The following is a 14,317-nucleotide window of genomic DNA, read 5'->3' on the forward strand; positions in this document are numbered from 1 at the left end:
TCAAAAGACCTCAGATGCCGAGCAGGCCAAGTAGCATGACGGGGTAAGCCCATTTCATTTTCAGCACTGCAAAAATGAACGAGCTGAAGACGGCTCCTGCTAAGAGTGTCCCAATGATAATGGGTAATGCAGAAGAAGTCCTAGAGCCTCCGACCATGAAGACCAGCACGATTCCAGCTAGAGACATCACAAAGGCAAAAGCCAGTCGGCCTCGCGATTGTCTTTGACTAAGTTCATTACTCATTTTTCACGGCTCAGGATTTCGATAGGTCGGAGACCCAGGTCGAATACGACCTCGGATACTGACGTCTATCGGGGATCAGGGGGCGAATCATCGCCTCGACCGGCTCTCTTCGCGACGGTGGCTCGCGACCAGGGACATGCGTACCCGCCTGCAACACCCCCGGCTATGAAGCCGAAGATCCAGGCGTACTGGACGGATCCGACGATGTCCTGGTTCGCGACGATGACGATCATGACCACCGGGACGAGTGCGAGAAGACCGAGACCGATCGCTCTGTTGCGGGGCGGGAAGCCGAAGAGGAGCAGGCCGTACGCGAGTCCGGCGACCAACGTGATGACGGTTGCGAGCACGCCTGCGCCCCCGATCGCTGTGCTGACCCATACCCCGAGCACTAGACCTACGGCGGCCGACATGGCCGCCACCGCGTTGTTCGGTCGCTTCGACCGTCTTGATGCCGCCATCGTCATCACTGTTCTCTAGTCGACGGTCAAGCCCACCTGAAACCGCCTCGTCGGTGCGAAGACCGATTCATACTCGTCCTCGAGAACTCACGATACGAGAGCGCCCCCGGAGATGAGGTAGTCCCGAGCCATGAAGAACTGGGCGCCCACGAAGAATGCCAGGAACGGCACAAAGATCGCGATGAGGAAGACGCGTTCCTTGGGGGGCAGCGGCTGATCCTTGGCCTTCCTGGTCTGCCACCACAGTGTCAGGAGCAGAGCGGGGGCGGCGAACAGCGCGAAGATCGGGATCTGCCACTCGTTGGAGACCCGCGTATAGGAGATCGTCGTGTCGAGGGGTACCCGAGTGAGGACGAAGCCAGCGACGACGAGATCGACCAGCACTCCTGCGGCGAGGAGACGCCGCAGCACGACGGCGGTCCTTCCACCGAGCGGCTTCACCGGCTCGGAAGCCGCTCCGTCTTCACGGGCGGAGTCGTTGTTCACGGAATGATCTCCTGTGTCTCGAGCGCTAGTTTGACCGTGTCGACACCCCAGGCGAGCTGCTGCCCCGCGGCCGCGGAGGCGTAGTGGGCACCGAGGCCGGCACCACCGTCCGGTCCCGGAATCTTCGACAGGGCGGCTCCCGATGTGCCGTCGATGAGCGCCTCTCCGAAACTGTATCCCTCACCGGCGATGGCGTTGCCCGCGAAGTTACCCAGTATGTTGCCTCCACCGCTGAGGCCGTAGTTGACCACGCGCTCAGTAAGGACGTTGTCCATCCGTGCCGCTGCCGGCCCTGCTACGGCGCTCATCGTGCCGCTGATGGCACCACCACCGGCGGCTCCGGCGAAACCGTTCCACGTCCAGTCCTCAGGACTCGTCGTCACCATATACGTACCGGTGTTGCCGGCGCTCCCCACCGTCGCGTTCGCGATGACGCTGCGCCCCAGCTGAGATGAGGCGGCCTGCCCTACGCGGCTTATCGCCTGCTGACCCGCATTCGCTGCTGTCGTCCCGATCCGGCCGCCTGCGTTGCCGACGGCTGTCGCGGCCCGACTTGCGCCGCTCGACACGGAGGCTGCGGCACGGGCGCCCATGGCGCTGGTCGCGAAGACTCCGGCACCCGCTGCTGCGCCGCCCATGACGCCGCCGATCGCGGCATCGACGCCGACCTTGCCCCAATCGACATCACCGGTCGTCGCCTTCTGCTGAATCACGGAGGCGCCTCCCGAGACCAGCGCGCCCGACGCGGCACCGATCAGCACCATGCCCACAGGACCGCCGACGCCGGTGAACATGAGGCCCACGCCAACGGCGATCGCAGCGCCAGCTGCGACGTACTCCCAGTTCTCACCCCACCAATCGCCCGCATCCGCCAGAGCGCCCTGGTTCGCTTTCGCGTAGGCGTCGAGGTCCGCGTCCGTCGCGGGGCGCAGCCCGAGCGGGTCGAGAGCGTGCAACGGGTCATTGCCCGCATACGAGTACGGGTTCCCCGCCCAGCCTGCACCCAGCACGGGCGCCAGCGGGTCGGTCGACAGGAATCCTCTGGTCGACGGGTCGTAGACCCGCGCCCCCAGCCAGTCGAGACCGGCGACCGCGAGGCCACCCGACGCGGACAGCTCCACACCGGCGGGCAGCTCGAGACCGGGGATCCCCGAGGAGGTGCGACGCGCCTCCCACGGGTCGGTGACGTCCGTCGCGCGGGCGCCCCGCCAGGTCGGCTCGAGCTGTTCACCGCCGACTGTCGTCGCGCCACCGGGAATCGTCACGACCGGTGCGCCACCGATCGACACGAGTGACGGCACAGCACTGGCGGTGTCCCACCAGGTGTCGACACCGTCGATCGTGGCGAGCTCGCCCAGCACATCGACGCAGAGACTCGTCTGCGAGACGACGCCGCCGTCGCTGTCCCGCGCAGTGATCGCGGTCGGCCAGCCGAGGTCACTCCAGGCGTACTCGGTGAACGAGCCGTCGGTGTCGATCCGACGGATCCGACGCCCGAGACCGTCGTGCACGTACTCGACGGAGGCGACCACGACGGTGTCGAGAGCGTCCGTCGTCGACCCGACCCGCGCCTCCTCGGAGACGAGTTGACCCGCGGCGTCGTAACGGAAGCTGCGCACCCGGCCATCGACCAGCTCAGGCGTCAGCCGGCCGGCGGCGTCGTAGGCGTAGTCGACCCGTCCGTCGACGGTGTCGAGGGCGACGATGCGGGCGTCGTCGTCGCGGATCAACCGCGTCGTGGACGATCCGTCAGGTACCGTGTTCGTGTGGCCGGCGAGGTGCCCGTCGATGTAGTCCCAGGTCTGCAGGTCGGCCCCGGTCGTGGCGCCCACGACCCGACTCGCGGTACCGTACGAGGCTTTCGTAATGAATGCGAGGGTCGCGGGCGACGAATCACTCTATGTGAGTTCTGCCGTCTCGCTGTTTATGTAGCTCATGATCTCAAGCCCAAGAGGACCTCGTCGGGGCCAGCCGTCGAGGATCTGATACGCCGCGAAGTTCAGTTTCTGGAGAAAAACCGACTCGTGTCCTGCGGCTCGTGCGTCGCGAGCCTGCACCAGTGCTTGGAGAACAGAATTGATGAGAATCGGGGACGCTCCGAAGTCTGGACTCTCAGTGCCCAGAGCACTCTCCGACTCCAACCTCATGATCAATTCGTGCAGTCGCCCGTCGCTCATCATTCGATCCTCTCGAGGATGTCCTTGTCTGGAACGACGTACTGTATACCGCCTCCAGGATGGCCGAAATTCGGCCCGACCCGACCGGAAAGAAACTCTGAGCCCTGCGGGATTTTAAATTGAGCCAAGTGTTGCATCGTGTTCCCGTTAGGCAAAGCCAACTCTGACCGCGTCGCAGGCAGCGTAGGTGTCAGGTAGTAGCCGCGCGCCTCGGACTGTCCGCCGTAGTGGCGAATCCCGTATGTGTCTGGACCGGCAGTCTCGATGCGCATCGTTCCCGTTTCGAACGAATCGATCGTCTGACGGTGCAAGACGTCGGGAATGCCCTGGGCCGACATCCAAGTCGATGCATCTGCCCTAGACAGACCGTTAGTCGGCACAAGGTCCCCGAGGCGATTCGTAGCGGACGACCCGACTGGTGCTATCCGGTTGATGGCGGATCCAGCACCGGCAGGCAGTAGCCCCGTGGCCGCGCTACTCGCGGTGGACCGTATGAAGCCGTCGACCGTATGAGGTCCAGGTGAAGTCGCGTAGCCGGCGGCGTTGCTCGCAACGCCGTCCACGACGCCCTCGGCGACATTGCGGGCCACAGCTGATCCTCCGCGGGCGGCGACCGCGAGGCCTGCGCCGGCCCCGAGTCCACCACCCACGCCACCGATCACCGCGTCGACGCCGACGCGACCCCAGTCGACCTCCCCCGTCGTCGCCTTCTGCGACGCGATGGAGATGCCGCCCGAGAGCATCGCTCCCGACGCAGCCAGAAGAGCGACACCTGCGGGCCCACCGACACCCGTGAACATCAACGCGACACCGGCGACGATCGCGGCACCCGCCGCGACATACTCCCAGTTCTCGCTCCACCAATCACCCGCACGCCCTATGACGCTCTGGTTCGCGGCAGCGTAAGCGTCGAGGTCCGCATCAGTTGCCGGCCGAAGCCCGAGCGGGTCGATAGCGTGCATCGGGTCGTTCCCGGCGTACGAGTACGGGTTCCCAGCCCACGCTGCACCGGTCACGGGGGCCAGCGGGTCCACGGACAAGAACCCGCGGGCGGCGGGGTCGTAGACCCTGGCGCCGAGCCACTCGAGCCCGCCGATCTGCAGCCCGCCGGTCGCCGTCAGCGACGCCCCACCCGGCAGCTCCAGCCCAGGCAGAGCAGACGAGGCGCGGCTCGATCCCCACGGATCAGCCGCATCGGTCGCCCGTGCGCCGCGCCATGCAGGGTCGAGCCACTCCTCGCCGACCTGCGTCGCGCCTCCGGGAAGGGTGAACACCGATGCCCCGCCGATGGACACGAGCGCCGGGACACCGCTGGCGGAGTCCCACCACGTCTCGGCACCGTCGATCGCGGCGAGCTCGCCGAGGGCGTCGACCCAGAGATCGGTGCGCCTCGCTTCGGTGTCGTCGGCCTGACGCTCCACGACAGCGGCAAGCCATCCGAGGTCCGACCAGGCGTACTCGACATAGGAACCATCGGACGCGATCTCGCGCACACGGCGACCGAGACCGTCATGGACGTAGTCCAGACGACGGCCATCCGGCAGCGAACGCGACAGCAACTGGCCGGCAGCGTCATACACGGACGACGAAGCGGCCCCGTCGACGGACTCTCGGATCAGACGACCGGCCTGGTCGTAGACCCAGGTCGAATACGACCCTCCGTCCGTTCGCAGCGACGTCAGCTGGCACGCGTCGTCGTAGCCGTACTCGACGCCGCCGTCCGGACCGGTCACCCGGGCGATACGGCCCGCGTCATCCCGCGTGATGCGAGTCGTCCGGGCACCGTCGGCACCAGTCGTCGTGTGTTCGACTAGGTCGCCGTCGGCGTAGGTCCAGCTCTGGAGCAGGTCCCCAGCCGCCGAGCCGATCACGCGCCCCGCGGCATCGTAAGAGACCGTCGACTCGACACCGGCGTGCAGCACGGACACGACTCGTCCAGCGGTATCGCGGCGGTACTCCGTGCGGGTGCCGTCGGGATCGATCCGGGCCGTGCGGCGTCCGTCCGCGTCGTACTCCCATGCGATCGACGACTCACCCCGCGAGCGACGCACCAAAGCGCCGCGGCGGTCGTAGGTCAACTCGTGCTCGACATCGCCGCCGTCACCACGGGTGTGGTCGGTCACGACCACCGACCGCGAGAACGCATCCCGCGACACGGTGGAAAGGCGACGGCCATCGACGACCGTCCCGACCTCCCGCCCGGCCTCGTCGTGCAGCCACTCGGTCACGTGCCCGTCGGGGTCACGCTGGGCCAGCTGGCGCCCGGCCGCGTCGTACTCCGCCGTAGTCGTCCGCCCGAGGGCGTCGGTGACGCTGGTGACCTTGTCGCGCTGGTCGTACGTCCTGCGCGTGACTCGACCGAGAGGGTCGGTGATGGAGACGACTCGGCCGCGGACGTCGTAGTCGAACCGCGTGACCCCGCCCAACCCGTTCGCGGCCTCAACCAGTTGGCCGGCGGCGTCGTAGCGGAAGCGGCGTCGACCATGGCGCGTGTCCTGGCTCGACGTGAGTCGGCCCACGGCGTCGTAGCCGAAGCGGGCGGTGCCATGGCCAGGAACCCGCTGTGAGGTCACACGCCCCACGGCGTCGTAAGCGACACTGATCGTCTCGCCGGTCGGAAGGGTCCGGGCGACGACCCGGGAGTCCACGTCGTAGGCAAGGGCCGTGCGTCCGCCGAGGGGGTCGATACTCGCCGACGGACGGCCGCAAGAGTCGTACTCGTACCGCGTGCGCGCACCGGTGGGAGAGGTCACCGTGATGACGCGTCCGGCGGCATCCCGCTCCAGACGGGTCAACCCGCCCTCTCCGTCGAGCATCTCGACCGGGCGACCGCACCGGTCGTAGGTCGTCAGTTCGGCCGACCCGTCCGTCGACGTCCGCGAGACGGGGCGGCCCAGGTCGTCGAATCGCAGCGTCGTGGTGTCGAACGAGTCGCTCAGGGTGCTGGTGCCGTCTGCGCGGTCGACCCGTGCCTCCTGCCGAACTCCAGTCGGGTCGACGACCGCGGCGAGAGCACCGGAGACGTCGTACTCGCGGGTCCAGTCAGAGCCCGACGGGTCCGTCACGGTCCGCAGGCGCGACAGCGCGTCATGTCCGAAACGCCACTCAGCGCCATCCGGCAGGGTGAGACCGGCGACGGCACCCTGATCGTCGAACGACCGAGTGACCACGCGTCCGAGAGGGTCCGTGGTGCTCTCGAGGTCGCCGTGCGGACCGTACTCGAGTTCCGTGCGACCGCCGAGCGGATCGACGATCGCCGTGATATTCCCGCCCCTGCCGTGCTCGAAGCGCCAGATCGCGCCGTCGGGGTCGCGACGCGAGACGACGTGACCGGCCGTGTCGTAGGCGTAGGTCGTGCGGGCGCCTGACGGGCTCGTCGCGGACACCGCCCGGCCCGCGGAGTCTCGCTCGATACGGGCGACGTCCCCGACCGCATTCACGGTGGCAACGAGATCGCCGAAGCGGTCGTATTCGCAACGGACGGTGACACCCGTGGGGTCTGTCGCCTGCCGGAGCAGACCGTCTCGCCACACGAGCTCGGTGCGGCCGCCCTCGGGGTCGACCAGTGCCGACGGGTTGCGCTCGGCGTCGTCGGCGTATTCGTACTCGACGACGGCGCCCGACTCGGTCACGACGGTGGTGACCCGGTCGAGGGCGTCGTAGCCGTAGGTGAGATCGGCGCCCGACGGCGTGACGGTGCGGACCTTGCGCCCGCGCTCGTCGTAGCCGTTGACGGTGACCGATCGGTCGCGCTCGGTGACCGAGACGAGGTTGCCGTTCGGGTCGTAGCTCATCGACTGGCGCTGGTCGTCGGAGTCGACGACCCCGACGAGTCGGCCCTTCCTGTCGGCCATGTAGCTGTTCGACCGGGTGCCGTCGACGTCCGAGACGACCGTGACCCGACCCGGCAGATACGCGAAACGCACGGTGCGGCCGTGCGGCGACACCTGCAGCGTCACGCGCCCCAGCTCGTCATACGTGTTCAGGGCCTCGACCACGCCGGAGGCGCTGGTCACCGTCGAGATCAGACCCGCGTCGTTCCAGTCGTACCGTCGCGTGCCCACCTCGTTCGCAGCGCCGGTCAGGCGCCCGGCTGCGTCGTAGGCGTACTCGACCCGGCGGCCGTCGGAGGCGGTGAGGGTCGCGACGCGACCGTCGACGTAGTCGATGTCGATCGTTCGACCACGCGCGTGGGTCAGGCGCGACGGGAGTCCGTCGGGGGCGCGGGTGACGCGGACGACGGTGCCCGCGCCTCCTCCGCTCGCCAGCCAGACGCCGGCGGGGAGAAAGCCCACCAGCCGCCGGTGTTGTCACGGACCACGAGGAGGGTCTCGGTGCCCGTGTCGCCGAGGCCGGGCAGGGTCGAGGCGACCTCGGCTGCGAGCCAGAAGTTCTCGCCGACGGCGCGATCCCACGAGCTGCCGAGACGGGGGAACGTGACGACGCGGCCGTCGTCCATCGTGAACGCTGCGCCCTCGTCGTCGAGGGTGAGGCCGATCTCGAGCACGGAGCCCCAGCCCGGGCCGAAGGGGCCGACGTGGTCGTCGAGCGAGTTGTAGGTGCGCGAGACCCGCAACGAGGAGGCGGCACCCGCGAAGGCGAGGTCGACCTCCGTCTCGAGGAAGTTGCCTGTGGTCGTGTTGACCGGGTCCATCGTGAAGCCGGTCGTGGGCGGCGACCCCCAGCCCTGGGCGGGCGGGACGACGAGGTCGTCGCGCTGACCCTGGACCCCGGCGGACTGCAGTGCGGCGGCGAGAGCCGAGTCCGCGACGGTCGAGACGACGCCCGAACCGCCCGCCGCCTCGAACGCGCCGGCGACCGTGTTCGCCCACGCGACATCGGTGTCGTTGGCGGTCAGCCAGGTCGAGAAGCTCGAGACGACGCCGTCGGCGTGGATGACGCCCCACTGGCAGTCGGACGCGAAGTCAGCGAGCTTGCCGGAGAGCGTCGAGGGGCGGCCCGCGAGCTCGGCGTCGAGGGCTGCGCTGCCGGTGGCGAACGAGCGGAGGTCGTCGGGCTTCGCCGACGAGGTGCCGCCGCTGCCGCCGCCCGTACCGGGCGCGGGAGTCTCGCGGGTACCGACGTTGGCGTCCTGGGGCTCGAGCTGGGGCGCCGGCTCGGGCTGCTCACGAGGCATCTCCTCGCCGCCGAAGATGTCGTCCAAGCCCTCCTTGAGCCAGCCGCGGTCGTCCTGGCGCTGCTGCCACTCCCGTGCCTTGCGGCGGCGGTCGTTCTCCTGCTTCGCCGCCTCCTTCAGCTCGCCGGCGAAGTCCGCTATAGCCCGGAAGCTCGTGGCGAGGGTGCTGGCACCTGTCGCAGCAGTCGCCGCGTTCGTGGTGAAGAGCTCGGAGAAGAGACCACGGAACTCCTGCGACGCGGTCGTGACGAGCGACGAGCGAGAACCGCTCTGCCCCTCGATGTCGTCCGCTGCGTTGTTGAACGCGGTGACGAGTGCGTCGGCCGTGCCGTTGTCGAACGGTACGGGCTCATTGCCGCCTTTGGGATCCCCCATGAATTGTCCTCCCCCTCAGGAGTGATGCTGCGATGTCGCGGATAGCTGGTGCTGACGCCTGCCGGGCGTCTGGTGTCGTCGTGCCGAATCTCACGGCGTCGCGTGATCTCTGACGCCCGGCGCGACGCGAACGCCCCCGTCCCCCGGAGATCGGGGTGACGGGGGCAGTCGTCTGGTGTTACGCGCCGCCGCCGGCGGAGAAGATGTTGGCGGAGATGTTGTCGAGCTGGGTACGGAGCTGCTCGAGCTCGGTCTTGGCCTTGTCGAGGGCGGCCTTGGTCTCGGGCCAGGTGGAGCCGCGGAAGGTCGCCGCGAGAGGTCCGTCCCAGACGTTGGGGTCGGACAGGATGCGGCCCTGAGCGTCGAGCTGCGAGATCTGGTCGGTGAAACCGCCGTTGACGATCGACTGGACCTGGCGGATGGCCGTCTTGGCCTGCTCGGTGGAAAGTACGCGTGACATGGTGATGTCCCCTTCATCTGGAATTAGCCCCCGTGCAAGACGCCCCCGGGGCTCGAACATGACGAGACTAGCTCGTCACGACCAGGATGCACCCCTCCTGCACCGATCTGTCGGTCCCCGTTCGGGGGGTGGCAGCCTGGGGAGGGATCACCGGCGTCGCAGCCTTCGCCGGCGCAGCCGCTCGGCGCGGGGTTCGCCCCGTCGAGCCGAGTTCGGCGTCGATGTTCGCCTGTGGAAAGGCCGCCGATCCTCGTCCCTGCACCGATCCGTCTGTCGCCGGGCCGCTCACGACCCTGATGGGGGACATCACAGCCGTCCGACATACCCCTATCATGCAAAGGAGGGACAGCACTTTCTAGGGGGAACGGTCTGCATGGCCAGGGGAACGAAGACACACAGCACGACTCTGCGACGGCACCGAGGGGGGCGCGCACTGGGCGTCGTCGCCATGGCGGGCGTCGTCGCACTGCTGGCCACGGCCTGCACGTCCGAGCCGACGGTCGTCGAGAATCCGTCGAAGGTCCTGCAGACCGTCGACACGGCACTCGCCACCGACGGGTCGATCACGGCCGTCTCGAGCACGGCCATCTCCGTCGACGACGCGACCCGTACCTCCTCGACGACCACCGCCGAGCACGTGCCCGCCGACGTCGCGGGCGACCTGCCGCTGCGCATCAGCACGCAGTACCGCACGACCGACGGCACGGGCACCGACCTGGCCGACCTCGACGGCTACGACGGCCGCGTCGAGATCGAGTTGACGGTCGAGAACCTCACCGTCGCCCCGCAAGACCTCAGCTACGACGTCGCCGGCGCATCCCGCACCGACGCGGCCCTCGTGGGCGCGCCCATCAGCCTCGCCGCATCGACCGTGCTGACCGGCGTCTCGCCGAGCCAGGTCATCTCCGACTCGACCGGCAGCGGCACGGGTGCCGGCACCGACGGCATCGTCAGCACCACCGAAGACGGCGACGCCGTCGTGCAGTGGGCCGCATTGCTCGCCCCTCCGCGCTCCGGCGCCAGCACGACCCTGCACCTCGTCGCCGATGTGACGGACTTCGCCGCACCCACGATCGACCTCGCAGCGCAGCCCGGCATCTCGACCGACCTCACCGTCGACGGCGTGCTCGGGTCGGCCTTCGACTCGTCGACGACCTCGGAGCTGGCGCTGCAGCAGCGCACCATCGAGCTGGTCGGCGACGTCAACACCGTCCTGAGCCGCGCCGGCGAGACGATCACCGAGGTGCGCACGAACCTCGAGAGCACGTCCGAGACGCTCGGCGTCCGCACCGCCGAGCAGCTGAAAGAGAGCAGCTCGTCTCTCGCCAGCACGATGGACGGCCTGAGCGGCCAGCTCGGCTCGCTCGAGACCGACCTCTCGGCCACCGTCACCGGCACCCAGTCGACCGTGCTGAGCCAGCTGCAGCAGACCGTCTCGAGCGTCGACTCGCTGCTCGGCGACACGTCGGCCACGGCACCCGCCGTCACGATCGACGGCGAGGGCTGCGCCGCGGTCGTCGCCGAACCGGGTCAGACCGCCAGCGTCTACGGCAGCCTGCTGCAGGTGTCCGCCCAGCTCGACGGGTACGCCCAGTCGACCGCCGGCTGCCGCGACCAGGTCGCCGCCGAGCTGCAGCGCACCGTCGGCCCGTCGAACCCCGACGTCGAGTCGTGCGCGACGACCACCTCGCTCACCTGCTCGCTCTTCGCCTCGTCGCTCGCCGTCACCCGCGCCCTGATCGGGCTCGTCACCGACGGGACCGAGCTGGCCGACGAGCTGCAGCCCGAGCTCGCTCAGCAGGCCATCGACAGCAACGACGCCCTCACGGCTCAGCTGACCGCCCTCGACATCCAGGTCGACGCTCTCGCGGCCGACGCCTCGGAAGACGAGGTGGCGACGGCCCTCGCGGCCCTGCGCTCCAGCGCGGACGCGGTCTCGGTCGGGGTGCCGACCCTGCGCGACCAGGTTCGCGGCGTGCACGAGAACGCCCAGGAGGCGCGCGACCGGATCGGTAACGAGCCCGACCCGGACTCCAGCTTCCGATCGCTCACGATGCAGGGGCAGAACGCCAGGCTCGCCGATCTGCTCTGCGATGTGATCGGCGGCGGACTCCGCGAGGGGCTCTCGCGCGCCGAGGTCGAGTACCTGCGCTCGTACCTGACGGATGTGGCCTGCGACGTGCCCGAAGGCGGCGATGACGACGAGGAGCCGACCGAGCCGACTCCGACGCCGACCCCCACTCCGGCTCCCACCTCGACCCCCGCCCCGGAGCCCACCGAAGTCCCCACGGCCGAGCCGACCGACGTCGCGACCCCGCTGCCCACGGACATCCCGGTCCCCGCGCCCACCGAGGGCCCGACGGCCGATGCCGCCGAGGCGCCGACCAGCGAGCCGGCGACTTCCACGGCCCGAGTCGCGGCGGACGACGAAGGAGGCGCGGCTGCACGGGCACTGCTGCCCCCGTTCCCCTACGACGCCCCGATGAGCGAGCGCCTCGCCGATCAGGCCGCCTCGTGGGAGTCGGTCATCACGGCCACGGACGTCGGCGACGACCGAGCCCCGGGAGGCATCGGCGACACGATCGTGACCCTCGAGACGACGACCGCCGACCTCGACGAGGCCATCGACGAGCTCGACCGCACGATCCAGGCGGGCAACGGTGGGCTCCAGTCGTCGATCGCCGCCCTGCAGGAGCGCGTCGCCGAGGCGCAGAAGCAGAACGCGGTGGTGAGCACGAGCCTCGTAGCCCTGAAAGACCAGCAGGACGCACTCGCCGACCAGGTCGAGGAGGCCTTCGCCGACGCCTCGGTCGAAGCCTCGGTCGAGATCCAGGACCTCATCGGATCGCAGGTCCGCGTCGTCTCCGAGCAGGGTGCCGCCACGCGCCAGACCGTGATCGACGCCTTCGACCGCTCGATCGTCGGCCTGTCGTCGACGTCCGACGTGGTCGTCGGCGACGCGAAGGAGACCATCGAAGGTCAGCGCATCGACCTCGACGAGCAGACCTCCGGTCTGGCTGCGGCGATCGACGAGCAGACCGCGTCGTCGCTCGAGCGCATCGCCGCGAGCACCCAGAATTCGACGCGCGACGTCGAAGGCGCCTCGACCCTCCTCGCGGGCGACCTCGCGAAGGTCATGCTCGACCTCGGCGACCGTCGGGTCGAGGGCTCGGGGATCCTCGGAGCGATGGCCACCAGCGCGGCCAAGGCCGACACCGCCGACTTCCAGCTCGCCCTCGCGACGCAGAACGCGTCGGGTTACGCCAACGTCCGAGCGGAGGACATCGCCGGCATCATGCTCCGTCAGGCGCAGTTCACCGCGTCGCTCGAAGCAGCCACCGCCCTGCCGGCGTTCCACCTCGACGTGCCCTCCGGTGCGACGTCGACCACCCTCTACGCCTTCACGATCGGCGGCGCACGATGAGCGAGCGCGGAGCACGCCACAGCGAGACGCCCGGCGCCACGACCGCAGGGGCCGGCAGCTCGCCGAGCGCGAAGTCGACCGACTCGGTCGAGTCGGCCGCATCGACTGTGGACACCGAGACCCGCCCGCGTCGCCGCGGTCGCACCATCGCCATCGTGGCGGGCGCCCTCGTCGTCGCGGCGGCCATCGTCGTGACCGTCATCGTCGTGCAGCCCGACGACGAACCCGTCGGGGCCCCCGTGGCCGCGACCCTCCCCGTCGCCCTGACCGCGACCGATCTGCCCGCAGGCACCACTGTCGGCGTCGTCGTCACCCTCGGCCCGGGCTCCGAGGGCGCCGACTGGAACGGGGCCGCCCAGGGCGCCCTCGTCGCCGAACGGCGCCTCGAGCTCGGCGGGGCCGACATCGCCCTCGCGACCGAGAACGACGGCGGCACCGAGGCCGGTGCGGCAGAGGCCGTGACCGCCCTCGTCGACCAGGGCGTCGCCGGCATCGTCATCGCCTCGTCCGGTCCGCACATCATCGGCGCGGTGACCGCCGCCGCCGACGCCGGCATCCCCGTCGTCCTCCCCTACGCCCCCGTACCCGACGGCGCCTCGGGCGACGTCTGGTCGACGGCACCCGACGCAGCACAGACCGGTGCCGCCCTCACCGAGGCGCTCGGCGGCGCGACCAACACGCTGCTCGTCGACGCCGGAGGCGGAGCCCCCGTCGGCGTCGAGATCGGCCGCACCGAGACGGCGACATCGTCGGCCGGCGACGAAGCCCTCGCCCGCGAGGTCGCCCGCCTCACCGGGTCGACTCCGCCGGCCACGAGCACGACCGCGAGCGGCGACGACGTCTCGGCCACCGCCTCCCAGGAGACCGAGCCGGTCGACGATCCGTCCGACGCCGTCCTCGTGAGCGGCTCGGCGACACGCCAGGCCGCCGTCGTCGCGCGGCTGCAGGCCGCCGACCTCGCCGTCCCCGTCGTGCTCACCCCCGACGCGACGAGCCCCGCGTTCTCCGCGGCGCTGAAGGAGGACGGCGCCAGCCTCTCCGGTTCGCTCGTCACGGTCGGCGCCGAGAGCGGCGACGCGACCGCCCTCCGCGGTGACGGCGCCGGTCGATCGGTGTCGGCGTTCCTCGGCGGAGTCCGCGTGCTCGCACAGGACCCGGACGCCGTGAACCTGACCGGCGATCAGCCGTTCTCGGTCGTCGCCGGTGCGGCCGACGCCCGCAGCCACGACGCCGTGGTCGCCCTCGTGCGTGCCGTCGAATCGGCCGGCTCGATCGAGCCCGGCGCCGTCGGCGACGCACTCGGAGCCCTCGGTCTCGGCGCCGGCGACGGCATGGCCGGCCCTGCCGTCGACTTCTCGTCGGCGCAGGCCCTCGACGCCGACGTCGCCGTGCTGAACTCGTCGTCGCAGGACCTCGGTCTGCGCCCCGCCGTCGACGACGGATCGACGGGACTCATCTGGTTCGCCGGCCCCGTCACCGCTCCCGCCGCCGGCTGACGAGAAGAACAGCACCCCCAGCGAGCCCGCCCCACCCCACCTCCGACCGAGGAGCCC

At 69.7% G+C, this 14,317-nt stretch carries 8 protein-coding genes; 2 read left to right on the forward strand and 6 right to left on the reverse strand.

Translation table 11 applies throughout. The features are described 5' to 3' along the window. Positions 1–309 precede the first annotated feature (309 nt). From ACZZY9_RS10775 to ACZZY9_RS10800, 6 genes are all read right to left on the reverse strand, one after another. The gene (locus tag ACZZY9_RS10775; protein ID WP_463464059.1) at positions 310–594 is read right to left on the reverse strand and encodes a hypothetical protein; all 285 of its coding nucleotides are present in this window, start codon (positions 592–594) and stop codon (positions 310–312) included. A 198-nt stretch (positions 595–792) separates the two neighbouring features. After that, positions 793–1,191 (reverse strand): hypothetical protein, encoded by a 399-nt coding sequence (locus tag ACZZY9_RS10780; protein WP_192061825.1) that lies wholly within the window; start codon positions 1,189–1,191, stop codon positions 793–795. Beyond that, complete coding sequence (locus tag ACZZY9_RS10785; protein ID WP_463464060.1) at positions 1,188–3,023, reverse strand: RHS repeat-associated core domain-containing protein; 1,836 nt, start codon at positions 3,021–3,023, stop codon at positions 1,188–1,190. The genes ACZZY9_RS10780 and ACZZY9_RS10785 overlap by 4 nt, the downstream gene beginning before the upstream one ends. Before the next feature lie 344 nt (positions 3,024–3,367). Beyond that, positions 3,368–7,663, reverse strand: a complete 4,296-nt coding sequence (locus ACZZY9_RS10790) for an RHS repeat-associated core domain-containing protein (RefSeq protein ID WP_463464061.1) — start codon at positions 7,661–7,663, stop codon at positions 3,368–3,370. Continuing rightward, positions 7,564–8,880, reverse strand: a complete 1,317-nt coding sequence (locus ACZZY9_RS10795) for a DUF6531 domain-containing protein (protein WP_463464062.1) — start codon at positions 8,878–8,880, stop codon at positions 7,564–7,566. The genes ACZZY9_RS10790 and ACZZY9_RS10795 overlap by 100 nt, the downstream gene beginning before the upstream one ends. A 178-nt stretch (positions 8,881–9,058) precedes the next feature. Then, positions 9,059–9,340, reverse strand: a complete 282-nt coding sequence (locus ACZZY9_RS10800; protein WP_192061299.1) for a pyrophosphorylase — start codon at positions 9,338–9,340, stop codon at positions 9,059–9,061. A 448-nt stretch (positions 9,341–9,788) separates the two neighbouring features. Between ACZZY9_RS10800 and ACZZY9_RS10805 the strand changes: the two genes are divergently transcribed. Both ACZZY9_RS10805 and ACZZY9_RS10810 read left to right on the forward strand, forming a co-directional pair. Next, the gene (locus tag ACZZY9_RS10805) at positions 9,789–12,764 is read left to right on the forward strand and encodes a hypothetical protein (RefSeq protein ID WP_463464063.1); all 2,976 of its coding nucleotides are present in this window, start codon (positions 9,789–9,791) and stop codon (positions 12,762–12,764) included. Further along, entirely contained in the window at positions 12,761–14,260 is a 1,500-nt protein-coding gene (locus ACZZY9_RS10810; protein ID WP_463464064.1) for an ABC transporter substrate-binding protein, read from the forward strand. The genes ACZZY9_RS10805 and ACZZY9_RS10810 overlap by 4 nt, the downstream gene beginning before the upstream one ends. Positions 14,261–14,317: the final 57 nt, after the last annotated feature.

This window comes from Frigoribacterium sp. AC394 (genome assembly GCF_979258095.1).